Source organism: Streptomyces sp. NPDC034670 (assembly GCF_055574875.1).
The window spans coordinates 1-26,182 of the sequence record NZ_JBVITR010000048.1 but is presented as its reverse complement, the minus strand read 5'-3'; the positions used below and the strand labels follow the sequence as shown (position 1 = coordinate 26,182).

The window sequence follows — 26,182 nt, the reverse complement described above, 5'->3', positions numbered from 1 at the left end:
CGGAGAGGGCGGGAGCCTCAAAACTAACAGCACACAAGCCCCCCGTGGCGGAGTGGGGGGGGGGTGGGGTTTCCGGGGGGGGGGGGGGGGGGGTCTCCCCCCCCCCCCCCCCCCCCCCCGCCGGCCGGTTCAACGGTCGGTGGTCACCTTGTGATCACCCGAAAAGGGAGGTCAGCGTACCGGTGATGGGCGAGATGATGTCACTGCCGAGCTGGGTGACCCGCTTGCTGAGGGGTGACACCACGCCCTCCAGCGTGTGTCCGATCCACTTGGACTGGCCGAACGTGATGAGTCCCAGGCCGGTGCCGACGAGGGAACCCGCGAACTCGGCGCTGCCGAAGCCGTGCTCGATGCCCGTGAACAACGTGCTGAGTCCGGCCGAGCCCAGGGAGACCAAGCCGGCGGTCGCTGCCACGGCGGCGACGGGCCCTGCGAACGGGCCGGTCCACGGCGCGATGAAGGCCAGGCCCGCGGCGGCGTACCCGGAGACGATGCTGACCCAGTTGAACGCGTCGGCGTAGAACTGGGCGTCGTGCCACCACTCGTCCTCGTCGCCCTTGCTGCCGCCCGAGTTGGTCTTGTCGTGCGTCGGGCTGTCGGCCGGGTTCCTCCCCTCCTCCTGGGCCCTGCGCGCCGCCTCGGCCGCCCTGCGTGCGGCCTCCGCCGCCTCCGCCCTGCGCTTCTGCGCGACGATGCGGCGGGCGTCGGTGGCCGCCGCCGCTGCCGCCCTCTCGTCCCTGCCCGCGGCGAGCTCGGACTGGCGCGCGCTGTTCGCCGAGGCTTGGGCGCTGTAGGCGGAGCGCAGGGCGCTGCGGGCCGAATCGATGGCCCGGTTCGCCGAGTAGTTGGCCGCGCGGCCCGCCTTGCGGGCCGCCTCCGCCGCGGACTTCGCCCGGTTCGCGGACGCCTGGGCGGCCTGGGCGGACCTGTCCGCGTCGTCGGCGTTCTGCCTGGCCTGCGTGGCGTACGTGTCGGCCTGCTTCGCCGAGGCGAGCGCCTTGTTCGCCCATTCCTTGGCCTGGTCCGCCGCGTCGCGCGCCTCCGCGGCCGCCTTCGAGGCGAGCTGAGCGTTCTCCTGCGCCTTGTAGGCGGTCTTCGCGGCCGCGGCGATCGCACCCCGTATCGCGGCGACGTGTGCGGCCGAGTCGTGGTCGAGCTGGGCCGCCTTGTGTTGCACGAGGGTGACGAAGTTCCTGCGCATCCACGTCGGGCCCTCCAGGGCGACCTCCGCGTACGCCTTGGTGTAGACACCGCCGGAGTTGAGCAGCGAAGCGGTGGCGACTCCGTCGTCGTCCCGCACCGCGTCGGTGTAGGCACGCTCGAAGAAGTCCCGCAGCGCCTCCGGGGTGTGCGCGTCGAGCGCGGCGTTGGCCGCGGCCTTGACGGCCTGCCCGGGATCGGTGGCGAGGATGCTGACGATGCTGAAGCGGTGGTCCTCGGCCACGGCCTCGATCAGCCCGTCGGTCAGGAAGGCCTTCACGGCGCCGGGGGTCTCGCTCGTCAGCGCCGCGTGGACGGCGTCCCCGACGGTGGCGGAGGCCACCTCCGCGATGTGGAGGGCCGTCTCCCGGTCGTCCTGCTCCTCGGCGATGGCCCGGTCGGCGTCGATCCAGGCGTGGACGTCCGCGTCCGTACCGGCCAGCGCGAACTGGGCGGCCTCCCGCGTCCAGGCGCCCTTCGCGTTGGCCAGGCTCATGGCCGCCTTGCGGCCCAGCGTGGCGGCCAGCCCCAGGTCACCGTCGGCCAGTGCCTTCTCGGCACTCGCGATCCGGTCCTTGACGTCCTGTGCGGTCTGCTGTTCCTGCGTGCGCAGGTTCGCCAGCGCGGCCCACTCCGCCGCCTCCTCCTGGGCGAGCAGCCTGGCCTCCTCCAGGCCGTCCTTCTTGTCCTCCTCCAGGCGCGCCAACTCCGCTTCTCTGGCAGCCTGTTCCACTGCCTTGGCATCCTCGACGGCCTTGGTGGCGGTGTTGGCGGCCTTGATCGCCTCGTTCGCGTGCGCGGTGGACTTGTTGGCGTAGTCGATGGCCTGGCCCGCGTACTTGACCGCTTCGTCGGCCGCGTCGGCGGCCTTCTCGGCGTGCCCGGCGGCGGAGTTGGCGGCATCGCGTGCGGCACGCGCGGCGGACGCGGCCTGGTTGGCCAAGGCCTGTGCGGTGGAGGCGGCGTTGGTGGCGCGGTTCGCGGCGTTGTTCGCGATCGTGGCCTGACGCTTGGCCTCCGCGGCCTCGGACTGGGCAACGCCCGCCGCGGCAGCCGCCTGCGCCGAGGCGTTGGCGGCGGCGGCCGCGTTGCGGGCGGCGGACGCGGCGGCGGAACCGGCACCGGCCGCCTGTGAGGCCGCGGTGGCCGCGTAGTCGGCGGCCTTGGCCGCCGTACGGGCACGCGCGGCACCGTTGCGTGCCGCGACGGCGGCGTTCTTCGCGGCCTGGGCCTTGGAGGCGTCCTTGGACGCGGCGATCGCCGCGCTGTACGCGCGGGTCGCGGCGTTGCCCGCGGTGGCGGCGGCCTGCGAGGCGGCGGTTGCGGCGAACGAGGCGCGGCGCGAGGCCGCGACCGCGGCGTGGGAGGCGCTGATGGCGTTGCGGGCGGCCTTCGCGGCACCCTGGGCGGCGCTCGCGGCCTTGCGGGCCGCCGCACCGGACTTCGCCACGTCGTTCTTGGCCGCCTCGGCCTCCGCCGCGGCCTTCTCGGCCGCCTCCTTCGCCTTCTGGGCGGCGACCTTGGCCCGCTCGGAGGCCTCGACGGCGAAGTCGGTCTCCGCCTGGGCGCGCTTGCCCTCGCGCTCCACGACGGCGACCAGTTCCTCGATCGTGGCGGACTCCTGGTCGCGGGCGCGCGCGATGTGCTGCCCGGTGTTCAGGAACCACTCCACCTCCTGGCGGCTGCCGCTGAGCGCGCGGTCCGCGTACTTCCGCACCTCCGGGCCACCGGACACCAGCATGGTGGCGATCTCCACCCGCTGGTCCTCCTCGCGGGCGGCGAACCGGCCCTCGGTCAGGAAATCCGCGAGGGCCTGTTCGGTGCCGGCGTCCAGGGCTGCGGACGCCTCGCGTCTGACCGCCTGGCCACCAGTGGCCGAGACCGTGGCCGTGGCCACCTGCAGGTCCTCCAGCAGGGCGGATCTGAAGCCGCCGTCGAGGAAGGAGGACACCGCGCTGTCCCCGCCGTCCAGAGCCGCGGAGGCCTCGCGCCGCAGCCCCACGCCGGATTTGGCGAGGTAGGAGGCGACCGCGACACGGTTGTCCTCCGCCGTCACCTTCGGAAGCGTCGTGGTGAGGAACGTCTGTATGTCCGCGTCCGTGCCGTACAGCGCGTCCGCCGCGGCGGCCTTGGTCGCCTGGCCGCCCGTCAGCCACGCCCTGACCACCTTCGCCCGCTCGGTGTCCGGCAGCGCGAAGGGGGTGGGAGGCCCGTCCGCCGCCGTTGTCGCCGTTGCCGCGGCGTGCGCCGGCAGGGTCAGTGCACCGGGGGTGGCGGCGGCGGCCGTAACGGCGGCGAGCGTGCCGAGCAGGCGTCGCCGGCTCCAGAAAACTGTCTGCATGGGGGTGTCGTCCTCCAGGAAGTGCCTTACGGCACTCGACGGGAATCGGTCATGACACGGCTTCCTAAGCATTCATATATCTCACGGCACGTCAATTCCCGCTGGACAAAGGGAAGTCAATCGGACGCCCGGAGGGCTGCGTCCGTCCGTCCGTTGAGCCTGAATCCGGGCTTCCGTCGAATTGGCGCAGGACTTTACCGGTGAACGATGTCTGTGCTACATGAAAGGGCATCAGAAGATCTTCACGATTTCTCCACCGGGGGCGCCGCAACCTTTTCGGTGAGTGACGGGAGTCACATGAGTCTCCGAACTTTCGTCCAGTTTCGGTCAGTTGGGGGAGTGGACAGGTCGTGAAGAGGTGGATTGCATGAAGGGGCGAGTGGCTTGTGGAGCATGCGCAAGTCATCGTTCCTTTGCGCGTCACGGCACATCGGAAACCCTCGTCGAGTGCTCTCCTCGCCGTGATTCCTTTCTGCTCTGACGCGTCATCGGAGTACTGCGCCCGCCGTTACGAATTGTTCTGCCCGGGGGCGGAACCGACGATTCTTGGAGTGCAATGAAGGTCCGTGTCGAATCCTCTGGATTCACACAAAACAAGCAGGGGAAGCGATTCCTCGTACGCACCCTCGCCGCCGCGGCGGCGGCCGGCGCCCTGACGTGGGCCGCCCTGTCGGGCACGCCCACCGGTACGGCTCCCTCCCAGGACCATGCCACGTCGACGGTCGCCAACGGCACACCCGGCTACGCGGTCGAGGACTTCAACTACCCCAACGCGGACAAGATCCTGGCCGAGCAGAACATCCTGCTCAAGCGCGGCGACGGACACATCACGCTGGTGGACTGCGCCAGCGGCACGGGCTTCATCGAGGTCCTGGCCCGGCGGCAATCCGGCAGGGTGTGCTTCAAGGTGGTGGGCGACTCCGGCTGGCTGACCCTGGAGATGCCCTCGGTCTACTCCATGAGGGGCAACGACTACACCACCGAGGTCGACATGACCGTGGGGGACGAGGAGAAGTCCTTCGACCTGGAGAAGAACACCTGGACCGCCGTCGGCCAGAGCGCGGACGAACAGGGCCGTGAACACATGCTTGTGGAAATCCGCTCCGTCAAGTAGCCGCCTGCGGCAGGAACAGAGGACACGACCTCCATGCACTCCACCAGACGCCTTCGCCTCGCGGCGCTCGGCGCAACCCTGGCGGCCGGATCGCTCGCGCTGACCGCCGCGCCCGCCGTGGCCGTCACCGGCCCCGCCACCCCGGCCGCCGACACCACCCACGCCTACGCCGCGCAGCTGATCGTCGGCGACCACGACCGCGGCTGCTCCGGTGTCCTGGTCGACACCGAGTGGCTGCTCACCGCGGCCAGCTGCTTCGCCGACGACCCGGCGCAGAGCCTCGCGGTGCCCGCGGGCAAGCCCGCGCTGAAGACCACCGCGACCATCGGCCGCGCCGACCTGACCGGCACCGGCGGCGCGGTCCGCGAGGTCGTGGAGCTGGTGCCCCGCACCGACCGCGACGTGGTCCTGGCCCGGCTGAACCGCCCGGTCCCGGGCGTCACCCCCGCGGCCCTGGCCACCACCGCGCCCGTCGCCGGCGAGGAGCTGAGGCTCGCCGGGTACGGCCGCACGGCGACCGAGTGGGCGCCGCTGAACCTGCACACCGGCGCGTTCTCGGTGAACGCCGCCGACGGCACCACCGCGACGGTCACCGGCAAGGACGGCGTCGCCGCGTGCATGGGCGACACCGGCGGCCCGCTGGTGCGCACCGGCGGCGGCGCGCACCAGCTGGTCGCGCTCGTCAGCCGGTCCTACCAGGCCGGCTGCCTCGGCACCGACGGGACCGAGACCCGCACCGACGGCATCGTCTCCCGCGTCGACGACCTGGGCTCCTGGGTGGAGTCCAAGGTGGGCGCGGTCCGCGTCACCGACTTCAACTGCGACGGCGTCGAGGACGTCGCGATCTCCGACCCGAAGGCGGCCGTCGGCGGCGACGCCGGCGCCGGCCTGGTCCGGGTGGTGTACGGCGACGGCAAGGGCACCGCCGAGATCACCCAGGACCTCGACTGGGTGCCCGGCGGCTCCGAGCCGAACGACAGCTTCGGTGAGGCCATCGCCACCGTCGACTACAACGAGGACGGCTGCACCGACCTGGTCGTCGGCACCCCCGGCGAGGACCTCGGCGGGGCCGCCGACGCCGGCATGGTCGACATCCTCTACGGCGCCGCCGGCGGCCTGGGCACGGGCGCGGTCAAGGCCACCCACTACGAGCAGGGCGCCGGCAACGGGTCGCTCTCCGCGTCCGCGTCCGAGGCCGGCGACCGCCTGGGCCACGCCCTCGCGGCCGGCACCGCCGCCGACGGCAGGCCCTTCGTCGTCGTCGGCTCCCCGGGCGAGTCCCTGGGCAGCTCCGCGGGCGCCGGCCAGGCGTACTACCTGCACGGCACCACCAACGTCTCGATCCACCAGGACAGCCTCGACGTGCCGGGCGCCGTGGAGGCCGGTGACCGCTTCGGCAGCGCCGTCGCCGCCGACGCCAACCACATCGCCATCGGGGCCCCCGAGGAGGCGATCGGGTCCGACGCCAAGGCCGGGAACCTGGCCGTCTTCTCGCACCGGCTGAACTCCGAGAAGCGGCCCACCCCGCTGTTCGGCATCGACCAGGACCTGGAGACCGTCTCCGGCGGCGCCGAGCCCGGCGACCTCTTCGGAGCCGCCCTGGCGCTCGCCCCCTACCGCCCGTCGGGCGCGGCGACCGCCGACGAGTCGATCCTCGCGGTCGGTTCACCGGGCGAGGCGCTGGACGTCAACGGCGCCAGCAAGGCCGAGGCGGGTATGGTCAAGACCTTCCGCGTCACCGCCTCCGGCACCTACAGCCAGCTCAACACCCTGTGGTCCGGCACCGGCGAGGACGACGTGTCCGGCACCGCCGAGGCGGGCGACCACTTCGGCGCCGCGCTGAGCGCCGTCAACACCGCGCCGCGCGCGGTCAGCACCACGGCGACCATGAAGCTGGCCGTCGGCATCCCGGACGAGGCCCTCGGCACGGCGGAGAAGGCGGGCGCGGTCCACGTCTTCTCGCTGCTGGGCTCCCCCGGCGCCAACGACAAGTGGATCGAGGCCGGCGACGGCGACGGCATCCCCGGAGCCCCGGGAGCCAACCAGCGCCTGGGATCGAGCCTCCACTTCACCGGCACGCACCTGTACGTCGGCATGCCCAACGGACCGATCTCCCAGGGGGCGCTCTACGCCCTGCCGATGTCCAACGTGACCCTCGGCCAGCCCAACGCCCCGGCCATCCTCTACCGGCCGGGCCAGGGCGGCCTCCCCGCGGCCGGCGTCGCGTTCGGCCACGCGGCGCGCTAGTCCCCGGTCCCGCACGGACCGACCGACACGAGGGGCGCCCGGTGAACACCGGGCGCCCCTCCGTCGTGCGTGCTCGCCGCGGCTCAGGCGATGTGGTCCTCCTCCAGCTCCGCCGAGTGGCGCTTCTGGAAGCGTTCCGCGAGGTCCTTCAGGACGCTCGGGCTCAGGGTCTGGCCGTAGGTCGCCTGGATGTTGTCGCCGAGGGCCCGCGCGGTGGGGTAACTGCCGTCTATCGACTGGCGGAACACCTGGTAGTACGCCTCCTCGTCCGGCTCGGCGACCGGAGTGCCGCCGCCCTCGCCGAGCTCGCGGGTGCGGCCCGGGCTCACCGGGATCGGAAAGCTGCCGGTCTCCTCCGGAGCGGGCTCCTGGGCGGGGGGCTCCTCCTGGTACTGGTCCTGGTACTGCTCGGCCTGCTGCTGCTCCGCGTACCACTGGGCGTACGCGTCGTCCGGGTCGTACGTGGGGTCGTAGCCCCCGTGGTACTCGACGGACTGCGGGTCCCGGGCGTGCAGCCAGGGGTTCTGGGCGGGCACGGGCTCCTCCCGCGCCGGTTCCGCGTCCCGGTCGGAAACCAGCTCGGGGCGCTGCTCGGCCGGCGCCGCCTTCTGCAGGACGGGCGCCGCCCGGTCGTCCCGCGCGACCTCGGCCCGCGTGACCTCGGCCCGGTCGGGCTGCGGCGCCGGCGGGATCAGCGCCGGTTCTATGCCCGCCGCCGCCAGGCCCGCCGGGGCGGTCTCGGCGAGGGGGACGCCGTACTTGGCCAGGCGCAGCGGCATCAGGGCCTCCACCGGGGCCTTGCGGCGCCAGGCCCGGCCGAAGCGGGAACGCAGCCGGGCCTGGTAGACGAGACGTTCCTGCTCCAGCTTGATCACCTGCTCGTAGGAGCGCAGCTCCCACAGCTTCATCCGCCGCCAGAGCAGGAACGTGGGGACCGGCGAGAGCAGCCACCGGGTGAGGCGGACGCCCTCCATGTGCTTGTCGGCGGTGATGTCGGCGATCCGGCCGATCGCGTGCCGGGCCGCCTCCACCGAGACCACGAACAGCACCGGGATCACCCCGTGCATGCCCACGCCGAGCGGATCCGGCCACGCCGCCGCGCCGTTGAAGGCGATCGTCGCCGCCGTCAGCAGCCACGCCGTCTGCCGCAGCAGCGGGAAGGGGATGCGGATCCACGTCAGCAGCAGATCCAGGGCGAGCAGGACGCAGATGCCGGCGTCGATGCCGATGGGGAAGACGTAACTGAAGTCCCCGAAGCCCTTCTTCAGGGCCAGTTCCCGGACGGCCGCGTACGAACCCGCGAAGCCGATCCCGGCGATGATCACGGCACCGGTGACGACCACGCCGATGAGAACCCGGTGCATCCGTGTCAGCTGCAGTGGCGCGGCCACCCGTACTCCCCTCCCGTAGCGTGTTGTTGCGCGCAACAGAGTGGCACACGTGTACGAAGTGCGGGTGGCCGGTTCCGGTTCAACGTCCGGTCAGCTCTTGCTCGACGCCTCGGAGGCGGACGCCGACGCCGACGGCGATCCCGCCGGGGACGGCGAACCGCTCGACCCGCCGTCCCCGGCGCCCCCGCCGTTCGCCTTCGTCACCGCGGCCACCGCCTCCTTGGCCGCCCGCTGCGCGTCCTTCATCAGGTCGTCGGCGTCCGGGGCCTTGTCGCCGGCGAGGCCGGCACCGTTGTAGTCGAGGGTGACGACCACGTTCTCCACGCGCGCCACCACCGTCTGCTGCTTGAAGGTGCCTTCCTTCTTCTTCAGCTCGTACCGCACGGCCGTCGCCTCGTCGCCCGTCCCCGCGACCGGCTCCGCCTCGGGCTTCTGGGCGCCCTCGGTCGCCTTCGCGTCCCGGACCTGCTTGTCGTAGTACTCCTCGGCCAGTTCGTCCCCCGCGCCCCGCGTCACGTCCGACTCGAAGCGCAGCAGCGACACGTTCAGCCAGCGGAACTGCGAGCCCTTCACCCCGTTGTTGTCGAGGCTGTTCCAGGAGCAGCTGGCGCGCCTCGCCACGTCGTCCGACGGGCCCTCCTTGCCGGACTTCGCCTCCGGGACGAGGTCCTCCAGGGTCTTCTTCGCCAGTACCCTGCACGACTCCGGGAGCGTCCCGTACGCCGCCGCCCGCACCGTCGGGGACGGACTCGCCGACGCCGACGCCGAGGCGTCCGACGCCTTGTCCCCGCCGCCGTCGGAGCCGGAGTCCGAGGAGCAGCCGGCGGTGACCAGCATCGCGGGGAGGGCGGCCGCGCAGACAAGGCCGCGGGCAAGGCGCTTCACTCGCTGGTCTTCACGCTGGTCTCGCTGTGCTCGTCGCTGCATGGTTCCTTCACTCATGACGCTCGTGTTCCCTGCGGTCCAAACGGGGTCCGAGGGGTCACGGTACGCGGTGAGCCGTCCGCGCGGCCCTCCTTCGCGCGCCGTGCGCGCGGGCGTGAGGGGGCCGTGAAGCGGGCTCAGCCGCTCAGTGAATCGGCCAGCCGGGAGGCCAGTTTCCGCGCCCTGTCCTGCATTTCCCTGCTGTCCGGGGTGGCTCCGACGACCGCCGGCTGCTCCGCGTACTCGACGGTCACGATGACGTTGGACGTGCGGAACGCCACAGTCACCGTGCGCTGCTGGGCGGTCGAACCGGAGCTGTCCAGCTCGTCGTCGAGGAAGGCCTCGTCGCCCAGGCCCTCCAGGAGGCGGGGCCGGAGGTCGGCGGGCGAACCGGTCGCGGAGGAGGAACCGGACGAAGGGGATGCGGAGGAAGAGGAAGAGGAGGAGCCGGAAGGAGAGGAGGAAGCGGAAGAAGGGGAGGAAGAGGAGGAACCGGAGGGGGAGTCGGTCGAGGAGGGCGAGGAACTCGGGTCCGCGGAAGGGCTGCCGCCGGTGCCGGACGCACCGGACGGCGTGGTCTCCGGCTCCGGCAGGTGCGCCGCCGACCGCTCCCTCGCGAAGAGCCGCTCGGCCTGGTCGTCGTCGCTGACGGCGTTGTCGTAGGAGACGACCCGCTCGAACTCGACCAGCAGGTGGTCGGTCGCCTCAGCCGACTCCACCTTCCAGCGGCAGCCCACCTTGCGGTCGGTGTCGTACGTGAGGGTCGCCTCGCCCGCGTACGCCCTCTCGCGCTGCGCCTCGTCGGTCAACTCCGCGAGTCCCGGCAGGAGTTCCTCCAGCGTCCGGTCGCCGACCGCGCCGCAGGGTTCGGGCAGGGTGGCGTACCTGCCGGGCTGGGCCGCCGGTGCCGCGGTGCCGGCGCTGCCCGGGTTGGAGTCGTCCGCGGTGCCGCCGTCGCCCGAACCGCCGGTGCAGCCGGCCAGCAGGGCCGCCAGGAGCGCGGCGACGCCGGGTATGTACGCCTTCCGCTGCACGGTCGGACTCCTCTCGACGGTGGGTGCGAACCCGCGGGCCCGCGGGCTCCCCCCAGTGTCCCCGCTGGTTATTCGCTTGCCGCAGGGGGGCGTCCCCCGCAGACAATGTGTATCGCACGCACTGCCGTGGACGCCGGTCCGTCATCCCTTTTCACCGACCTCGGCGCCGGTTTTGCGGTTCGGGGCGTTCGATGCTTCTGTTCGTGTACCGGGGGAAAGAGGGCGTTATGTCGTACGTGGAGCTGCCGGGTGCGAAGGTGCCGATCCGTCTGTGGACGGACCCGGCGACGGTCGAGGAGGGCGCCCTCCAGCAGCTGCGGAACGTGGCGACCCTGCCGTGGATCAAGGGCCTGGCCGTGATGCCGGACGTGCACTACGGGAAGGGCGCGACGGTCGGGTCGGTCATCGCGATGCGGGGCGCGGTGTGCCCGGCGGCGGTGGGCGTCGACATCGGCTGCGGCATGTCCGCGGTGCGGACGTCCCTGACGGCGAACGACCTCCCCGGTGACCTCTCGCGGCTGCGGTCGAGGATCGAGCAGGCGATCCCGGTGGGACGGGGGATGCACGACGACCCGGTCGACCCGGGCCGGCTGCACGGCTTCGCGACCGGAGGCTGGGACGACTTCTGGAAGCGGTTCGGCGGGGTGGCGGACGCGGTGAGGTTCCGCGAGGAGCGGGCCGCGAAGCAGATGGGGACGCTGGGCTCGGGCAACCACTTCGTCGAAGTCTGCGTCGACACGTCCGGTTCCGTCTGGCTGATGCTGCACTCCGGTTCCCGGAACATCGGCAAGGAACTCGCCGAGCACCACATCGGTGTCGCCCGGAAGCTCCCGCACAACCAGGGCCTGGTCGACCGCGACCTCGCCGTCTTCGTCGCGGACACCCCGCAGATGGCGGCGTACCGCAACGACCTGTTCTGGGCGCAGGAGTACGCGAAGTACAACCGCTCGATCATGATGGCGCTCCTGAAGGACGTGATCCGCAAGGAGTTCAGGAAGGCGAAGCCGGCCTTCGAGCCGGAGATCAGCGCGCACCACAACTACGTGGCCGAGGAGCGCTACGACGGCGTGGACCTGCTCGTGACCCGCAAGGGCGCGATCCGCGCGGGCTCCGGCGAGTACGGGATCATCCCGGGCTCCATGGGCACGGGCTCGTACATCGTCAAGGGCCTCGGGAACCCCGCGTCCTTCAACTCGGCGTCGCACGGCGCCGGCCGGCGCATGAGCCGCAACGCGGCGAAGCGGCGCTTCTCGACGAAGGACCTGGAGGAGCAGACGCGGGGTGTGGAGTGCCGCAAGGACTCCGGCGTCGTGGACGAGATCCCGGGCGCCTACAAGCCGATCGAGCAGGTCATCGACCAGCAGCGGGACCTCGTGGAGGTCGTGGCGAAGCTGAAGCAGGTCGTCTGCGTCAAGGGCTGACGGCCCGCCCCTCCCCGCTTCCGCCGCCGTTCCGTGTGCCGCACGGCGCGGGCCGCCTCACTTCGCGTGGGTCACCGCGTAGATCATCACGAAGGCCACGAGGTGGATGCCGAAGAGGAAGTAGGCGAGGTAGTACCAGACGTACCGCTCGCGTTTCTCCTCCAGGGCCAGGCGCTGCTTCTCCGGGTCCGTCACCGAGGTTCCCGGTGGACCTTGGTGTTCGACGCCTGGGCGCGCGGGCGGACGACGAGCAGGTCGACGTTGACGTGGCTCGGGCGGGTCACCGCCCAGGTGATCGTGTCGGCGACGTCGTCGGCGGTCAGGGGTTCGGCGACGCCCTCGTACACCCGGGCGGCCTTCTCGGCGTCGCCGCCGAAGCGGGTGAGGGCGAACTCCTCCGTCTTCACCATGCCGGGCGCGATCTCGACGACGCGCACCGGCCGGCCGACGATCTCCAGGCGCAGGGTCTCGGCGAGGACGTGCTCGGCGTGCTTGGCGGCGACGTAGCCCGCGCCGCCCTCGTAGGTGGCGTGGCCGGCGGTGGAGGACACGACGACGACCGTGCCGTCGCCGCTCGCCTCCAGCTTGGGCAGCAGGGCCTGGGTGAGGTTGAGGGTGCCGATGACGTTCGTCTCGTACATCGTGCGCCAGTCGTCCGGGTCGCCGGTCGCGACCGGGTCGGCGCCGAGCGCGCCGCCGGCGTTGTTGACGAGGACGCCGACGGTCCTGAAGGCGGTGGCGAACTCGTCGACCGCCGCCCGGTCGGTGACGTCGAGCGGGTACGCCGTCGCCGAGTGGCCGGCCGCGGCGAGCTGCTCGGCGAGCGCCTCGATGCGGTCCTTGCGGCGGGCGGTGAGGACGACGCGGTAGCCGGCCTCGGCGAGCCGGCGTGCCGTGGCGGCGCCGATCCCGCTGCTCGCGCCGGTGACGACGGCGATGCGGGACGCGGCGGGCGGGACGGCGGTGGCCATGGGCTGCTCCTCGAGCGGTGCGGGCGCGCGGCTGCGGTGTGCGGTGGTGTTGCGGTGCGCGGTGGTGCGTGCCGTGGCGCGGTGGTGCGCGTCGTGGCGCGGCGGGCCCGGCCAGCATAAGGCGGGGGAGGAGGGCCCGGGGCGGGATGGTCCCCCGCCCCGGTACGGGGCCGGCGGGGCGGTCCCCCGGTACGGGGCCGGCGGCCGGGGCGCCCGTCCGTCAGCCGTTGCGCGGCGCCCACATGATCAGGGCCATTCCGGTGAGGCACACCAGCGCGCCGGCGATGTCCCAGCGGTCCGGGCGGTAGCCGTCCGCGACCACGCCCCACAGGATCGAGCCGGCGACGAAGATGCCGCCGTACGCGGCGAGGACGCGGCCGAAGTGGGCGTCGGGCTGGAAGGTGGCGACGAAGCCGTAGGCGCCGAGGGCGAGGACGCCGCCGGCCGCCCACATCCAGCCGCGGTGCTCGCGCACGCCCTGCCAGACCAGCCAGGCGCCACCGATCTCGAACAGGGCGGCGAGGACGAACAGGGCGGCGGAGCGGAGGATCAGCATGCGGGCAGCTTCGCACGCGTGCGGTGGGCCCCGGCACGTCACCTGTTGGACGGCGGCCGGCCCGGGCCCCGCGTGGGATACATCCCGCGCGGGGCGTACGGCCCGCGCGGGATGCGGACGAGGAGGAGCACGGATGCCGGAGACCACGCGGTCGGACCTGGCGGCGGAGCTGGCCGTGGTCTCCCGGCGCTCCATGGCGGCCCAGGCCCTGTTCACCCAGGCCCTCGCCGACCACCTGGGCCTGCACCCCACCGATCTGCAGTGCCTGAACCTGCTCACGCTGGAGGACGGCCCGGTGACGACCGGCCGGGTCGCGGAGCTGACCGGGCTGACGACCGGGGCCGCGACCCGGCTGGTGGACCGGCTGGAACGGGCGGGGTACGTGGTCCGGGAGCGGGACGAGGCCGACCGGCGGCGGGTGCTGGTGGCGACGGTGCCGGAGCGGGCCGCCGGGTTCGAGCGGGTGTGGGACCGCCTCGGCGCCGGCTGGGCCGCGCTCTTCGACGACCTGGACGACTCCCGGCTCGCCCTGTTCATCGACCACCTGGGGCGGACGGCGGACTTCAGCGCGCGGCAGGCCGCGCGTCTGCGGGCGGGGGAGGCCCCGGGGGTGGCGGACACCCCCGGGAGCCCTTGACCGGGAACCCCTGACCGGGAGGCCTCGCCCGGCTTCGAGGAGGGCGGAGGGGGTACGGGGGACGTCCGGTGCCGGTGCCGCCGCGCCCGGGAGGGCCCGGGGGAATAGGGGGCGCGAGGGAGTCGTTCACGGGTATAGTTGAACCGTCAACAACCTGGAGGATGAGCGGCCATGCAGTTCGGGATCTTCACCGTCGGGGACGTCACCCCCGACCCGACCACGGGACGCACGCCGACCGAGCGCGAGCGCATCAAGGCCATGGTCGCCATCGCCCTGAAGGCCGAAGAGGTGGGCCTGGACGTCTTCGCGACCGGGGAGCACCACAACCCGCCGTTCGTGCCCTCCTCGCCGACCACCATGCTCGGCTACATCGCGGCCCGCACCGAGCGGCTGCTCCTCTCCACCTCCACCACCCTGATCACCACCAACGACCCGGTGAAGATCGCCGAGGACTACGCGATGCTCCAGCACCTGGCCGACGGCCGGGTCGACCTGATGATGGGGCGCGGCAACACCGGGCCGGTCTACCCCTGGTTCGGGCAGGACATCCGGCAGGGCATCAACCTCGCCGTCGAGAACTACGCCCTGCTGCGCCGACTGTGGCGCGAGGACGTCGTCGACTGGGAGGGGAAGTTCCGCACCCCGCTGCAGGGCTTCACCTCCACGCCCCGCCCGCTGGACGGCGTGCCGCCGTTCGTCTGGCACGGCTCGATCCGCTCGCCGCAGATCGCCGAGCAGGCCGCGTACTACGGCGACGGCTTCTTCCACAACAACATCTTCTGGCCGGCCCACCACACCCAGCAGATGGTCGAGCTGTACCGGACCCGCTACGCCCACTACGGGCACGGCACGCCCGAGCAGGCCATCGTCGGTCTCGGCGGGCAGGTGTTCATGCGGAGGAACTCCCAGGACGCCGTGCGCGAGTTCCGGCCGTACTTCGACGTCGCGCCGGTCTACGGGCACGGGCCCTCGCTGGAGGAGTTCACCGAGCAGACCCCGCTGACCGTGGGCTCCCCGCAGCAGGTGATCGAGAAGACGCTGTCCTTCCGCGAGTACGCCGGCGACTACCAGCGCCAGCTGTTCCTGATGGACCACGCCGGGCTGCCGCTGAAGACCGTGCTGGAGCAGCTCGACCTGCTGGGCGAGGAGGTCGTGCCGGTGCTGCGCGAGGAGTTCGCCAAGGGGCGGCCGGCCGGGGTGCCGGACGCGCCCACCCACGCCTCGCTGCTGGCCGGGGCGAAGGAGACGAAGGAAACCACGCGGGAAGCCTCCGCGAAGGAAGAGGAAGGGGCCCGGGCATGAGGATCGTCGTCGTGTCGGCGGGACTGAGCGTGCCGTCGTCCACCCGGCTGCTCGGCGACCGGCTGGCGGCCGCGGCCGCCGGACGCACCTCGGCCGAGGTGCGGGTGATCGAGCTGCGCGACCTCGCCGTGGCGATCGCGCACAACTTCACCAGCGGTTTCCCGGAGCGGGCGCTGGCCGACGCGTTCGACGCGGTGGCGGGGGCCGACGGGCTGATCGTGGTCACGCCGGTGTTCTCGGCCTCCTACAGCGGACTGTTCAAGTCGTTCTTCGACACGCTGAGCGTCCACGACGAGGAGGCCCTCGCCGGGAAGCCGGTGCTGATCGCCGCGACCGGCGGCACCGCCCGGCACTCGCTGGTCCTGGACCACGCGCTGCGTCCGCTCTTCGCCCACCTCAAGGCCGTCGTCGTCCCGACCGGCGTGTACGCCGCCTCCGAGGACTGGGGCGCCGAGGGACTGGACGGGCGCGTCACGCGGGCGGCCGGCGAGCTGGCCGCGCTGATGGGCGCGCCGTCCGCCGCCCGGCCCCCGGCCGGGGCGGGCGGGGACCCGGCCGGGGAGGAGACGGCCGGGGAGCTGACGGTGGTGCCGTTCGAGGAGCAGCTGGCGGCACTGCGGCCCACCGGGTGAGACGCGGGTGGGACGCGGGCCCCGGCGCTCCGTGCCGGGGCCGGCCGGCGGCAACGGTTGGCACACTGGGCTCGTGCCGCACACCGTTCTGCTCGCCGAAGACGACCGCGCCATCCGCAACGCACTGGAGCGCGCCCTGACCCTGGAGGGCTACCGGGTCACGGCCGTCGCCGACGGCGTCGAGGCCCTGGCGCAGGTCCACCGCAGCCGGCCCGACGTGCTGGTGCTGGACGTGATGATGCCCGGCATCGACGGACTCCAGGTGTGCCGGGTGCTGCGCGCCGAGGGCGACCGCACGCCCGTGCTGATGCTGACGGCGCTGGTGGAGACCGCCGACCGGATCGCGGGGCTGGACGCGGGCGCCGACGACTACGTCGTCAAGCCGTTCGACGTCGAGGAGGTCTTCGCCCGGCTGCGCGCCCTGCTGCGCCGGGCCCGGCCCGGCCCGGAGGCCGGCGGCGGGCCCCCCGCCGCCGTGCCGCCGGAGCCGGGGACGCCCGGGCGCGTGGTCGAGGCGGCCGGGGTGCGCCTGGACCCGCAGGCCCGCCGGGCCTGGCGGGGCGGGCGGGAGCTGGAGCTGACCCGCACCGAGTTCGAGCTGCTGGAGCTGCTGGTCCGCAACGCGGGCGTCGTCCTGGACCACTCCACCATCTACGACCGCATCTGGGGCTACGACTTCGGCCCCGGTTCCAAGAACCTCGCCGTCTACGTCGGCTACCTGCGCCGCAAGCTCGACGAGCCCGGCGCGCCGCAGCTGATCCACACGGTGCGCGGGGTGGGTTACGTGCTGCGGGAGGACTGACGTGTCCCCGGATGCCGCGAGTGCCCCGGGCGCTTCGGGCGCTTCGGGCGCTCCGAGTGTCCCGGGCGCTCCGAGTGTCCCGGGCGCTCCGGGTGTCCCGGGCGCTCCGGGTGTCCCGAGTGCTCAGGAGGTCCGGGGCACCGGGAGCGTCCCGGGCCCCGGGAGTGCCCCGGACGCCTCCGGGGCCGCGGGCCGGGCGCGCCGGCGGCCGGCCGTGCGCCGGAGACAGGGCGCGCGCCGGGGGCCGGTCGCGCGCCGGGGGCCGGTCGCGCGCCGGGGGCCGCGGCTGCTGTCGCTGGGCACCACCTTCGCGGTGGCGTTCGCCGCGGTCACCGCCACGGTGACCGTCCTGGTCGGCATCCTCTCCTACAACGCGGCCGCCCGGCTGGTGCGGGTGGACCAGCAGTCCGTGTTCGACGAGGTCGTGCAGGACCTGCGCGGCGAGGTGCGGGAGAACCGGATGACACCGGTCGACTTCTCCTCCACCGCCCCCGGCCACGACCTGGTGCGGCCCGCCCGGACCGACGTGCAGGTGCTCGGACCGGACGGCAGCGTCTTCGACCCGGGCGACCCGGGACTGCCGGTGGTCGCCGCCGACCGCCGGATCGCGGGCGCCGCCACGGCCGGCGAGGCGGTGGTGCACGCCGACGTCGACGTCGGCGACGACGTCTACCGGGTCGCCACCGTCTCCCTGGGCGCCGGCCGGGGCGCGGTGCAGGTCGCGCAGGAGTTCAGCGACACGGAGGACCTGCTGCGGACCCTCCAGCGGCGCACGCTGGTCCTGATGGCGGCGGTGGTGGTCGCCGCCGGGCTGTTCGGCTGGTGGCTGGCCCGGCGCATCACCCGCCGGCTCGTCGTCCTCACCCACGCCGCCGAGGTCGTCGCCCGCACCCGCCGGCTCGGCGTCCAGGTGCCCGTCGCCGGCCACGACGAGGTGGGCCGCCTCGGCCGGGCCTTCGACCGGATGCTGGGCCGGCTCGCCCAGTCCGAGGAGGACCAGCGCCGGCTGGTCCAGGACGCCGGGCACGAGCTGCGCACCCCGCTCACCTCGCTGCGCACCAACATCTCCCTGCTGCGCCGCATCGACGAACTGCCGCCCGGCACCCGGGAGGAACTCGTCGCCGACCTCACCCAGGAGGCCCGCGAGCTGACCGACCTGGTCAACGAACTCGTCGACCTCGCGGCCGGCCAGTCCGACACCGAGCCGCCGCAGCGGGTCGACCTCGCCGGCATCGCCGAGGACGTGGCGGGACTGGCCCGGCGCCGCAGCGGCCGGGAGATCGCGGTCCGGGCGAGCGGCGACACCACGACCGACGGGCGGCCCGGGATGCTCACGCGGGCGCTGTCCAACCTGGTCGAGAACGCCGTCAAGTTCGACCGGGAGGGCAGGTCACCCGTGGAGATCCACGTCGCCGGCCCCGCCCGGCCGGGCACGGTGCGGGTGGAGGTGCGCGACCGGGGGCCCGGGATCGCCGACGACGACCTGGTCCGGGTCTTCGACCGCTTCTACCGCGCCGCCGACGCCCGCTCCCTCCCCGGTTCGGGGCTCGGCCTGTCCATCGTGCGCGAGGTGTCCCTCGCGCACGGGGGAGCACCGTACGCCTTCCGGCGGGAGGGCGGCGGGACGGTGATCGGGTTCACGGTGGGCGGCGGCGCACCGGGCCGGACGGGCGCCCCGCGCTGAGACCGGACGGGCGCCCCGCGCCCGCACCCGCACCCCGCGCCCGGGAGCGGAGCGCCCGTCGGGCAGGGGGAGGGGGCGGCGCACCGCCCGCCCGTCGCCCGTGGGCCCTGTGCGAAACTCGACCGGTGGTGATCGAACGTGCGTACGCACACGAGAGTCCGTCCGACGCGGGGGAGTGGCCCTGGTCGGTCCCCTGCGTCCGCGAACTCCTGCGCGACGGACTGCGGTTCACCGCGCCGGTGACCTTCGTCGTCGGCGAGAACGGCTCGGGGAAGTCGACGCTCGTCGAGGCCCTGGCGGAGGGCTTCGGGCTGGACCCCTGGGGCGGCTCGCACGAGTGGCGCTACGCGAGCCACCGGCCCAAGTCCCCCCTCGGCGAACGCATCCGCTTCGACGCGGCGCCGCGCGGCCGCCGCATGCTCGACTCCTGGTCCGCCCGCCAGGGCTTCTTCCTGCGCGCCGAGACGGCCCGGGACGCGCTCGGCCGGGAAGGGCTCGCGCCCGAAGCGCGCAGTCACGGCGAGGGCTTCCTCGCGGCCTTCCGGGACAAGTTCCTGCGCCCCGGCCTCTACGTCCTGGACGAGCCGGAGGCGGCCCTGTCCTTCTCCTCCTGCCTCGAACTGATCGGCCACATCGACCGGTTGGCCCGCGAGGGCGCGCAGGTCGTCTGCGCCACCCACTCCCCGCTGCTGACCGCGCTGCCCGGCGCGGACATCGTCGAGGTCGGCGACCACGGCATGCGCAGGACCACCTGGCAGGACCTGGCCCTGGTCGACCACTGGCGCCGCTACCTCACCGACCCGCGGGCGTATCTGCGGCACGTCCTGGAATGACCGCCGCGCTTTTCGTTATCCGGCCCCGCGCGGCGGTTCTCCTGCTGTGACGGGGCAGAACGGTCCGGGACCGAGAAGGAGTGTGGACGAGCGTGGCAGCGAACAGCGAACCCGGTACGGAGACGGTCGAGGCGGCACAACGCGGCGACCTGCGGGCCCAGGACGAACTCGTCGCCGCCTACCTCCCGTTGGTCTACAACATCGTGGGCCGGGCCCTGAACGGCCACCCCGACGTGGACGACGTGGTGCAGGAGACCATGCTCCGCGCCCTCGGCGCGCTCGGTTCGCTGAACGAGCCCGCCAGCTTCCGGTCCTGGCTGGTCGCCATCGCCATGAACCAGGTCCGCCACCACCGGCGCGGTGAGCGGGGCGACCGGTTGGTGCCGGTCCCCTCGGGCCTGCACGACGCGTACGACGTCGCCGACCCGGGCGCCGACTTCGTGGACCTGACGATCGTCCGGCTCGGACTGGAGGGCCAGCGGCGCGAGGCCGCCGAGGCCACCCGCTGGCTGGACCCCGACGACCGGGCGCTGCTGTCGCTGTGGTGGCTGGAGGCGGCGGGCGAGCTGACGCGGGCGGAGGTGGCGGCCGCGCTGGAACTGTCGCCGCAGCACACGGCGGTGCGCGTGCAGCGGATGAAGGCGCAGCTGGAGACGGCCCGGCTGGTGGTGCGGGCGCTGTCCGCGCAGCCGCGCTGCGTGCTGCTGGACGACGTGGTCGCGGCCTGGGACGGCGTCCCCTCCGCCCTGTGGCGCAAGCGCATCGCGCGCCACGCCCGGGACTGCACGGTCTGCGCCGGCTTCCAGTCGGGGCTGGTGCCGGCGGAGGGCCTGCTGGTCGGCCTGGGGCTGGTGCCGGTGGGGGCCGGCCTGCTCGGTGCGGCCGGCCTGCTCACCGGGCTCGGCTCCGGGACGGCGGACGCGACGCCGCTGTCCTTCGCCGGGACCTCCGCCGGGCGCGCGCCCGCGGGACCGGAGGACCTGCCGGCGGGGCCGGGAACGGCGTACGGGGAGTCGGGCCCGGCGTCCGCCGACGCCCCGACCGAGGCCCTCGGGACGGTGGCGGTGGACGGGGCCCGGACGAGCCGCGCGAGCCGCCGCGCGCGGAGCCGGGCGCAGAAGCGGCGGGGCCGCAGCGTCGCGGCCGTGGCCGCGGCCCTGCTGGTCACCGGCGGCACGATATCCGGGATAGCCCTCCTGACGCCGGACGGCGGAGGGGACAGGACCCGGGCGGCCTCCACGGTCGGCCCGGAGCCCACCGCGTCCGCCTCCTCCTCCCCGAGCCCTTCCGCCTCCGCCTCGGTCTCCGCCTCCGCCTCGGCTTCCTCCTCGCCCTCGGCCTCCGCCTCCGCATCCGCCTCCGCCGACCCGTCCCGGGAGCCGGGCACCTCGGCCGCACCGAGCCCCGGCAGGGACCGCACGACCTCCGCCGCCGCGCGCCCCGCACAGCCCCCCAGGACGTCCCGTCCGGCGGCACCGCCCACCGCGCCCGCGGCCGCTCCGGGCGGCACCCCGGCCGCCCAGGTCCTGGCCCTCACCAACACCGAGCGGAGCAAGGCGGGTTGCGGACCCGTGACGTCCGACGACCGTCTGGCCAGGGCGGCCCAGCTGCACAGCGAGGACATGTCCGCCAACGGCTACTTCTCCCACACCGGGCAGAACGGCAGCAGCTTCGTCGACCGGGCCAAGGCGCAGGGACACCCGAGCCCGGGCGCCGAGAACATAGCCCGCGGCCAGAGCTCCGCCGCGAGCGTCATGGAGGCCTGGATGAACTCCCCGGGCCACCGCGCGAACATCCTCAACTGCTCGCTCAGGACCCTGGGCGTCGGCGTGGTCACCAGCGACTGGACGTGGACCCAGGTGTTCGGCTACTGAGACGACCGCAGGTCAAACGACCATGTGCCCTCCTGGGCCGTCCCCGGGCCGCCCTCTGCGGGTTCCCGTCCCCGGAGGGGCGTTCACGGCGGCCCGGGTCCGGGTCCCGCGCGACACCCGGACGCCGGGAACCACGTCCGCTCCACGGTGCGGGGGCCGAGGGCGGACGGGACGGGAGCCGGGCGAGGCGGGCGAGGGGCGGGCGAAGGACGGTCGGGTGACCGGCTTGGTCAGGACGCCGGGGGACGGCCGGTACGCTCCCGGCCATGACGGCATCTCCGACGGGCTCCGAGGCGGCCCGCCCGACCGCGCTGTGGGGCGCCTCCTCGGTCTCGCTGGGCGTCTTCCTGGTCAGCTGGGCGCTTTGCTGGGTGAACGCGTACGTCGTGAACGACGACCTGCCGAACACCTGTGGCGACCTGCGCCGGCGGAGCTTTCCGCCGGAGGTGGCGTGCGCCTCCGCGGACGGCACGCTCACCGGCGCGAACGCCGGCTGGGTCGAGGCCCTGTTCTTCACCTCGCTCGTGACGTGCGTGCTGCTCACGAGCATGGTGCTGGCGCTCGCGTCTGTCCGCAGGAAGTGACGCGTACGGTCCGGGCCCCCGCTCGGCCGGGCCCGGCCGGAGGTCGCGTCGCCCGCGCCGGTCCCGGTCCGGTGGATCGCCGGGACCTCGCCGGCGTGCGCGGCGGGCACCGGCGCGACGGTCACGTCGGTCGCGTCGCCCGGACCGGGCGCGGGCGGTGTGCTCCCTCGTTCCCTCCGGCCGGTCAGGACGCGGCCGGCGCGACGGTCAGGAGCCTGCCCATGGCGGCGAGGACCGACGGCTCGACCCGGTAGTACACCCAGGTGCCGCGCCGCTCGGAGGTGAGCAGTCCGGCCTCCTTGAGCTTCTTCAGGTGGTGGGACACGGTCGGCTGGGAGACGCCGACGTCGGAGATGTCGCACACGCACGCCTCGCCGCCCTCGTGCGAGGCCACGGCCGAGAACAGCCGCAGCCGCACCGGGTCACCGAGCGCCTTGAACATGCGCGCGGCCGTCTCGGCCTCCTCGGCGGTGAACGGGCGTTCGGTGAGGGGAGGACAGCACGGTGCCGCGGCCCCGGACCCCTCGGGCTCGAGCAGCGGAAGCGCCTGGGTGTGAGACATGTGTCTATGTTGACACATGTCTAACCAGGCGGACCGGTGCATGTCTGACCAGGCGGATCGGTGTGCGGCCGCGGGACCTGGATCGATATTCCTCGATATTGACGTATGTCGATGCGGGTGTCATGCTGGCCGCACAGGACATCGACAGATGTCGAAGCAGAAGAGTCCGGCGGGCGCCTGCCCGGCAGGCCGCCCCGTCCGGCAGGAGGTACGCCATGTCCCGCGTCCAACTCGCCCTCCGCGTCCCGGATCTCGACGCCTCGGTCGCCTTCTACAGCCGGCTGTTCGGCACCGGGCCCGCCAAACTCCGCGACGGGTACGCCAACTTCGCCGTCGCCGAGCCTCCGCTCAAGCTCGTCCTCATCGAGGGCGATGCGGACGGGGCCACCCGCCTGGACCACCTCGGCGTCGAGGTCGCGTCGACCGAGGCCGTCCGCGCCGCCGCCGCCCGCCTGGGCGAGGCCGGCCTGGCCACCACGCAGGAGGACGACACCACCTGCTGCTACGCCCTCCAGGACAAGGTCTGGGTGCACGGCCCCGGCCGGGAACCCTGGGAGGTGTACGTGGTCAAGGCCGACGCCGACACCCGTACCGGGGGACGGGACGGCTCCTGCTGCGGGTGAGGGGCCGCCCGGGTGAGGCGAGGGCCTCGGCGAGTTCGGGGTGGCGGCCGTCCGCGGCGACGGCGGCGAGGTAGCGGGCCTCGGCCTCGGCCCGGCCGGGGCGCCGCGTGGCCGGGGCCCGCGCGATCTCGTGGGCGACGTGTCCGGCCACGAACGCGGTGAGCTGGGCGAAGACCTCCAGCTTCGCCCCGCCGTCCAGCCCGGTGGGCCGCAGGACGGCGAGCACGTGCTCCAGGAAGGCCAGGGTGCGGGGGCCGGGGGTGCGGGGGGTGGCCAGGGCCGCGGGCAGCCAGGGGTGGCGCAGCATGTGGGCGCGCTGGAGGTGGGCGACGGCCTTCAGGTCGGCGCGCCAGTCGCCCGTGGGCGGGCCCGGGGGCGACAGTTCGCCGCTGACGTGGTCGGCCATCAGCTCCAGCTCCACGCGGACTCGGCGCTGCTGCTGCCCCACGCTCCCGGACCCGCCTGAGCCGGCGGCCCCGTTCAGCGCTCCCCCGCCGCGGCGGGGGGAGACGAGGACGCGGGACCGGGGCCCGGGGGGATGCGCAGGGCCAGGAGCGCCATGTCGTCGTGGCCGTCGCCGGGGTGGTGGTCGGCCAGTGCCCGTACGAACTCCGGCAGGGGCCGCGAGACGTGGGCGGCGGCGAGGCCGGCGAGCGCGGTCAGGCCCTCGTCGAGGGAGCGGGCGGGGTGCTCGACGAGCCCGTCGGTGAAGAAGACCAGGGTGGAGCCCGCGGGCAGGGGGCGGAGGTGGTCGGGCCGTCGCTCGCGGGTGCTCACCCCGAGCGGCAGGCCCGGTTCGGCGTCCAGGTAGTGCGCCTGCGAACCGGGGCCGATCAGCAGGGGCGGGAAGTGCCCGGCGGTGCTCCAGCGCAGCACCCACCCCGCCCCCTCGGACTCGATGCGCGCCAGGCAGGCCGTGGTGATCGGGATGCTCGGGGTGACGTGCACGGTGCGGTCCATCTGGGCGAGGACCTCGCTGGGCGGGGTGCGCCGGTCGTAGAGCAGCGCGCGGAGCATGCTGTGGGCCTGGGCCATGGCGGCGGCGGCCCGCAGGTCGTGGCCGCCGACGTCGCCGATCATGATGCCGACCGCGCCGTCGGGCAGCACGATGGCGTCGTACCAGTCCCCGCCGAGCCGGTTGGGTTCGGCGGCGGGCCGGTAGACGGCGGCGGCGGTGAAGGGACGCAGGTCGGGCAGGGTGGGCAGCAGCAGTCGCTGGAAGGTCTCGGCGCTGTCGCGGACCTGCCCGAACAGGCGGGCGTTCTCGATCGCGATGCCGGCGGCGCCGGCGAGGGCGACGACGATCTCCTCGTCGTCGCGGTCGAAGGGCCGCCCGTCGCGGCGCTCCGACAGGTAGAGGTCGCCGTAGATCTCGCCGCGGACGCTGATGGCGACCCCCAGCAGGGTGCGCATGTGCGGATGGCCGGGCGGGAACCCGACCGAGGAGGGGTGGGCGGTGAGGTCGTCGAGGCGCAGCGGCTCGGGGTGGTGGATCAGGTGGCCGAGCACACCGCGGCCGTGGGGGAACGCCACCCCGGCCAGGTCGGCGCGTTCGCTCTCGCTCAGCCCCGCCGTGATGAACTCCTTGAGGTGCTCACCGGACTCGTGCAGCACTCCCAGGGCTCCGTAGCGGGCGCCGACCAGGTCCATGGCGGTCGTGACGATGCGCCGCAGCACCACCGGCAGGTCCAGTTCCCCGCCGATGGCCAGCACCGCGCCCAGCAGGCCCTGCAACCGGTTCTTGGCGTCGGCCAGCGCCCGCAACTGCGTGCCGATCTGGTCCAGTTCGGTCTGCAGGTGCAACCGCAGGCCGGGCACCCGCGACAGGGGGGACTGCTCCGGCTGCCCGGGCCGGTCCTCGCCGCTCACCGCGCCCACCCCTGCCGCCGGGGTCCGGCCGGGAGCCCGCCCCCGGTGCCGGCCGGGGCGCCGGGGGCCCCGGCCGCGGCCCTCGCCCGCGCCGTCGTCCCCACCCGGCGGTCACGGCGGAGCCGCTCATCCGGACACTCACACGAGCGGTACACCCGGCCTCCCGGCACGACCGTGAGCGAACAGGGCACGACGTCACACGGAAAACAGTCTAATCCGCCCATTGCTCCACAAAAAGATCTCTCGGCTCCCGCCGCCCCGGATCGGGTCGCTCGGCCCCCGTCCGGCCCGGCCGGACGGGGTCAGCGGGCCTCAGACACGGGCGGGGGCGCCGGGGCCCGGCGGCCGACGATCACCGGGGCCGGGCCCGCACGGCCGGGCCCCGACCGGGCCGGAGCGGGTCCGCGGGCGGTCCCGGCCACGGCGGCGGACGGCACACGGGAGCGCCGGCCGCCCCGGCCGGCGCCCCTTCGGGCACACGAACCGGCGCCCCTTCGGGCACACGAAGAGGGCGAGGCCCGAAAGCCTCGCCCGACCTCGTGGGATCCGGCTCAGGGCCACACCAGGCAGTACGCCTGGTGCCCCGCCTCGTGCAGCCGGTGGCTGAAGTCCTGCCACTCGTGCAGCAGCCGGTACACGTTGAACGCGTCCCGCGGCCCGCCGCGGTCCGGGACCGTCGACCAGATGAACGCCGCCGCGCCCACCGCCTCCTCGCCGATGTCCCGCAGGGGGTCGACGACCGTCATGGGGAGTTTCACGACCGCGTAGTCGGGGTGCAGGACGACCAGTTCGAGGGGCGGGACCTTGTGCAGGGGGACGCCCTCGATGCCGGTGAGGACCATGGCGGCCATGGTCTCCGGCTTGATCTTGGTGAACATGCCGTTCATGCCGAGCTCGTCGCCGCCGAGTTCCTCGGGACGCATCGAGATCGGGACGCGGGCCGCGGTGGCGCCGTCCGGCGCGCCGAAGTATTTGTACGTCACCCCCACCCGACCACCATTCCTGCTCCCCGCTCTCAGCGGACCGGCCCGTCCGTCGGTCCGCTCGAGCTCGCCCGGTGCACCGTGTGCCTGACGCGCCTCGTCCGTGTTCTCCGCGTTCTTCGCGCTCTCCGCCTCGCGCCGGTGCCTTCCCCGCCGGGCACGTCGAGGACCCAGGCCGTCGGTCCCCTCGCCCAGTCCGCCACCGCGATGCATATCTCCACCCGACTGCTTTTCTAAGGCGCGCGGCCCCCGCCGCGCAACCCGATCATCGTGTCAGTGACCTCCCCCACGGCCGCCCGCCGAAACGTGCGGTGAAACAACTGTCCGCGGGACTTCACAGCCGCCGGCCGGTCCGAGCCGTGTGAGCTGTGTGGATCGGACGCCAGTTTCGCAGATCACGGCGGTTCCGGGGGCGGATGCCGGATGACGGGGAGGAGACCGGGGGGAGCTGTCCTGATCCCGGCCCTCCGGCCGCTCGGGTCCGGGGCGCCCGGGGGCCCCGGACCCCGCCCCCGGGCGCCCCGGATCCCGCCCCCCAGCCGCCCCCCCCCCCCCCTGCCTCCCCTGAACAAGTCCCGCGGGCCCGGAGCCCGGGAAG

Annotated in this window: 22 protein-coding genes and 1 pseudogene; 12 read left to right on the top strand and 11 right to left on the bottom strand. The window is 73.8% G+C overall.

Annotated features, from left to right (window positions below):
- Positions 1–154 precede the first annotated feature (154 nt).
- Entirely contained in the window at positions 155–3,541 is a 3,387-nt protein-coding gene (locus tag ACZ56B_RS26120) for an ALF repeat-containing protein (RefSeq protein WP_468795415.1), read from the bottom strand.
- Positions 3,542–4,097: 556 nt separating this feature from the next.
- Here ACZ56B_RS26120 and ACZ56B_RS26115 point away from each other — a divergent pair.
- The gene (locus ACZ56B_RS26115) at positions 4,098–4,655 is read left to right on the top strand and encodes a hypothetical protein (RefSeq protein ID WP_468795412.1); all 558 of its coding nucleotides are present in this window, start codon (positions 4,098–4,100) and stop codon (positions 4,653–4,655) included.
- Between the two features lie 33 nt (positions 4,656–4,688).
- Positions 4,689–6,902, top strand: coding sequence for a trypsin-like serine protease (locus tag ACZ56B_RS26110; RefSeq protein ID WP_468795409.1), 2,214 nt, complete (start codon positions 4,689–4,691; stop codon positions 6,900–6,902).
- An 83-nt stretch (positions 6,903–6,985) separates the two neighbouring features.
- On the opposite strand, the gene ACZ56B_RS26105 is transcribed toward ACZ56B_RS26110, so the two are convergent.
- The 3 genes from ACZ56B_RS26105 to ACZ56B_RS26095 all read right to left on the bottom strand — a co-directional run bounded on the left by ACZ56B_RS26105 (position 6,986) and on the right by ACZ56B_RS26095 (position 10,251).
- Positions 6,986–8,293 carry a DUF2637 domain-containing protein gene (locus tag ACZ56B_RS26105; RefSeq protein WP_468795406.1) on the bottom strand — a complete coding sequence of 436 codons (1,308 nt, stop codon included), beginning with the start codon at positions 8,291–8,293 and terminating at the stop codon, positions 6,986–6,988.
- Positions 8,294–8,383: 90 nt separating this feature from the next.
- On the bottom strand, positions 8,384–9,235 hold the full coding sequence (locus ACZ56B_RS26100; protein WP_468795402.1) for a DUF3558 family protein: 852 nt from the start codon (positions 9,233–9,235) through the stop codon (positions 8,384–8,386).
- Positions 9,236–9,354: 119 nt separating this feature from the next.
- Positions 9,355–10,251 (bottom strand): DUF3558 domain-containing protein, encoded by an 897-nt coding sequence (locus ACZ56B_RS26095; protein ID WP_468795399.1) that lies wholly within the window; start codon positions 10,249–10,251, stop codon positions 9,355–9,357.
- A gap of 227 nt (positions 10,252–10,478) precedes the next feature.
- On the opposite strand from ACZ56B_RS26095, the gene ACZ56B_RS26090 reads away from it, so the two are divergent.
- Entirely contained in the window at positions 10,479–11,672 is a 1,194-nt protein-coding gene (locus ACZ56B_RS26090; protein ID WP_468795396.1) for an RtcB family protein, read from the top strand.
- Between the two features lie 57 nt (positions 11,673–11,729).
- Here ACZ56B_RS26090 and ACZ56B_RS26085 read toward each other — a convergent pair whose 3' ends face one another.
- The 3 genes from ACZ56B_RS26085 to ACZ56B_RS26075 all read right to left on the bottom strand — a co-directional run bounded on the left by ACZ56B_RS26085 (position 11,730) and on the right by ACZ56B_RS26075 (position 13,199).
- Complete coding sequence (locus ACZ56B_RS26085; protein ID WP_468795393.1) at positions 11,730–11,867, bottom strand: hypothetical protein; 138 nt, start codon at positions 11,865–11,867, stop codon at positions 11,730–11,732.
- Positions 11,864–12,643: an SDR family NAD(P)-dependent oxidoreductase gene (locus ACZ56B_RS26080; RefSeq protein ID WP_468795390.1), complete on the bottom strand. Its 780-nt coding sequence runs from the start codon at positions 12,641–12,643 to the stop codon at positions 11,864–11,866. Before ACZ56B_RS26080 ends, ACZ56B_RS26085 begins: the two co-directional genes overlap by 4 nt.
- 220 nt (positions 12,644–12,863) lie before the next feature.
- Complete coding sequence (locus tag ACZ56B_RS26075; RefSeq protein WP_468795387.1) at positions 12,864–13,199, bottom strand: YnfA family protein; 336 nt, start codon at positions 13,197–13,199, stop codon at positions 12,864–12,866.
- A gap of 133 nt (positions 13,200–13,332) precedes the next feature.
- Here ACZ56B_RS26075 and ACZ56B_RS26070 point away from each other — a divergent pair, with 133 nt between their 5' ends.
- The 8 genes from ACZ56B_RS26070 (at position 13,333) to ACZ56B_RS26035 (ending at position 21,547) form a co-directional block, all read left to right on the top strand.
- Positions 13,333–13,836 (top strand): MarR family winged helix-turn-helix transcriptional regulator, encoded by a 504-nt coding sequence (locus tag ACZ56B_RS26070; RefSeq protein WP_468795384.1) that lies wholly within the window; start codon positions 13,333–13,335, stop codon positions 13,834–13,836.
- A 171-nt stretch (positions 13,837–14,007) separates the two neighbouring features.
- Complete coding sequence (locus ACZ56B_RS26065) at positions 14,008–15,138, top strand: LLM class flavin-dependent oxidoreductase (protein ID WP_468795381.1); 1,131 nt, start codon at positions 14,008–14,010, stop codon at positions 15,136–15,138.
- Positions 15,135–15,770 carry a CE1759 family FMN reductase gene (locus tag ACZ56B_RS26060; protein WP_468795378.1) on the top strand — a complete coding sequence of 212 codons (636 nt, stop codon included), beginning with the start codon at positions 15,135–15,137 and terminating at the stop codon, positions 15,768–15,770. Before ACZ56B_RS26065 ends, ACZ56B_RS26060 begins: the two co-directional genes overlap by 4 nt.
- 73 nt (positions 15,771–15,843) lie before the next feature.
- Complete coding sequence (locus tag ACZ56B_RS26055) at positions 15,844–16,572, top strand: response regulator transcription factor (RefSeq protein WP_468795375.1); 729 nt, start codon at positions 15,844–15,846, stop codon at positions 16,570–16,572.
- Positions 16,573–16,786: 214 nt separating this feature from the next.
- Positions 16,787–18,256: a sensor histidine kinase gene (locus tag ACZ56B_RS26050; protein ID WP_468795372.1), complete on the top strand. Its 1,470-nt coding sequence runs from the start codon at positions 16,787–16,789 to the stop codon at positions 18,254–18,256.
- Positions 18,257–18,381: 125 nt separating this feature from the next.
- Positions 18,382–19,089: an AAA family ATPase gene (locus ACZ56B_RS26045; RefSeq protein WP_468795369.1), complete on the top strand. Its 708-nt coding sequence runs from the start codon at positions 18,382–18,384 to the stop codon at positions 19,087–19,089.
- A 92-nt stretch (positions 19,090–19,181) separates the two neighbouring features.
- On the top strand, positions 19,182–20,963 hold the full coding sequence (locus ACZ56B_RS26040; protein WP_468795366.1) for a sigma-70 family RNA polymerase sigma factor: 1,782 nt from the start codon (positions 19,182–19,184) through the stop codon (positions 20,961–20,963).
- Between the two features lie 266 nt (positions 20,964–21,229).
- Positions 21,230–21,547 carry a hypothetical protein gene (locus ACZ56B_RS26035; protein ID WP_468795363.1) on the top strand — a complete coding sequence of 106 codons (318 nt, stop codon included), beginning with the start codon at positions 21,230–21,232 and terminating at the stop codon, positions 21,545–21,547.
- Between the two features lie 184 nt (positions 21,548–21,731).
- Here ACZ56B_RS26035 and ACZ56B_RS26030 read toward each other — a convergent pair whose 3' ends face one another.
- On the bottom strand, positions 21,732–22,109 hold the full coding sequence (locus tag ACZ56B_RS26030) for an ArsR/SmtB family transcription factor (RefSeq protein ID WP_468795360.1): 378 nt from the start codon (positions 22,107–22,109) through the stop codon (positions 21,732–21,734).
- Between the two features lie 215 nt (positions 22,110–22,324).
- On the opposite strand from ACZ56B_RS26030, the gene ACZ56B_RS26025 reads away from it, so the two are divergent.
- On the top strand, positions 22,325–22,732 hold the full coding sequence (locus ACZ56B_RS26025) for an ArsI/CadI family heavy metal resistance metalloenzyme (RefSeq protein ID WP_468795357.1): 408 nt from the start codon (positions 22,325–22,327) through the stop codon (positions 22,730–22,732).
- Here the strand turns inward: ACZ56B_RS26025 and ACZ56B_RS26020 are convergent.
- From ACZ56B_RS26020 to ACZ56B_RS26010, 3 genes and pseudogenes are all read right to left on the bottom strand, one after another.
- A pseudogene (locus ACZ56B_RS26020) lies at positions 22,677–23,147 on the bottom strand (TetR/AcrR family transcriptional regulator C-terminal domain-containing protein); the annotation flags it as partial. The gene ACZ56B_RS26025 and the pseudogene ACZ56B_RS26020 sit on opposite strands and share 56 nt — an antisense overlap.
- Before the next feature lie 65 nt (positions 23,148–23,212).
- Positions 23,213–24,601: a PP2C family protein-serine/threonine phosphatase gene (locus ACZ56B_RS26015; RefSeq protein ID WP_468795354.1), complete on the bottom strand. Its 1,389-nt coding sequence runs from the start codon at positions 24,599–24,601 to the stop codon at positions 23,213–23,215.
- Positions 24,602–25,152: 551 nt separating this feature from the next.
- Positions 25,153–25,590: a hypothetical protein gene (locus tag ACZ56B_RS26010; RefSeq protein WP_468795351.1), complete on the bottom strand. Its 438-nt coding sequence runs from the start codon at positions 25,588–25,590 to the stop codon at positions 25,153–25,155.
- Between the last annotated feature and the right edge of the window lie 592 nt (positions 25,591–26,182).

What these genes read in the sequence shown, in the direction of transcription:
- ACZ56B_RS26120 (WP_468795415.1), bottom strand. Translation starts at nt 3,541, where the DNA reads ATGCAGACAGTTTTCTGGAGCCGGCGACGCCTGCTCGGCACGCTCGCC.
- ACZ56B_RS26115 (WP_468795412.1), top strand. Translation starts at nt 4,098, where the DNA reads ATGAAGGTCCGTGTCGAATCCTCTGGATTCACACAAAACAAGCAGGGG.
- ACZ56B_RS26110 (WP_468795409.1), top strand. Translation starts at nt 4,689, where the DNA reads ATGCACTCCACCAGACGCCTTCGCCTCGCGGCGCTCGGCGCAACCCTG.
- ACZ56B_RS26100 (WP_468795402.1), bottom strand. Translation starts at nt 9,235, where the DNA reads ATGAGTGAAGGAACCATGCAGCGACGAGCACAGCGAGACCAGCGTGAA.
- ACZ56B_RS26090 (WP_468795396.1), top strand. Translation starts at nt 10,479, where the DNA reads ATGTCGTACGTGGAGCTGCCGGGTGCGAAGGTGCCGATCCGTCTGTGG.
- ACZ56B_RS26080 (WP_468795390.1), bottom strand. Translation starts at nt 12,643, where the DNA reads ATGGCCACCGCCGTCCCGCCCGCCGCGTCCCGCATCGCCGTCGTCACC.
- ACZ56B_RS26075 (WP_468795387.1), bottom strand. Translation starts at nt 13,199, where the DNA reads ATGCTGATCCTCCGCTCCGCCGCCCTGTTCGTCCTCGCCGCCCTGTTC.
- ACZ56B_RS26070 (WP_468795384.1), top strand. Translation starts at nt 13,333, where the DNA reads ATGCCGGAGACCACGCGGTCGGACCTGGCGGCGGAGCTGGCCGTGGTC.
- ACZ56B_RS26065 (WP_468795381.1), top strand. Translation starts at nt 14,008, where the DNA reads ATGCAGTTCGGGATCTTCACCGTCGGGGACGTCACCCCCGACCCGACC.
- ACZ56B_RS26060 (WP_468795378.1), top strand. Translation starts at nt 15,135, where the DNA reads ATGAGGATCGTCGTCGTGTCGGCGGGACTGAGCGTGCCGTCGTCCACC.
- ACZ56B_RS26035 (WP_468795363.1), top strand. Translation starts at nt 21,230, where the DNA reads ATGACGGCATCTCCGACGGGCTCCGAGGCGGCCCGCCCGACCGCGCTG.
- ACZ56B_RS26030 (WP_468795360.1), bottom strand. Translation starts at nt 22,109, where the DNA reads ATGTCTCACACCCAGGCGCTTCCGCTGCTCGAGCCCGAGGGGTCCGGG.
- ACZ56B_RS26025 (WP_468795357.1), top strand. Translation starts at nt 22,325, where the DNA reads ATGTCCCGCGTCCAACTCGCCCTCCGCGTCCCGGATCTCGACGCCTCG.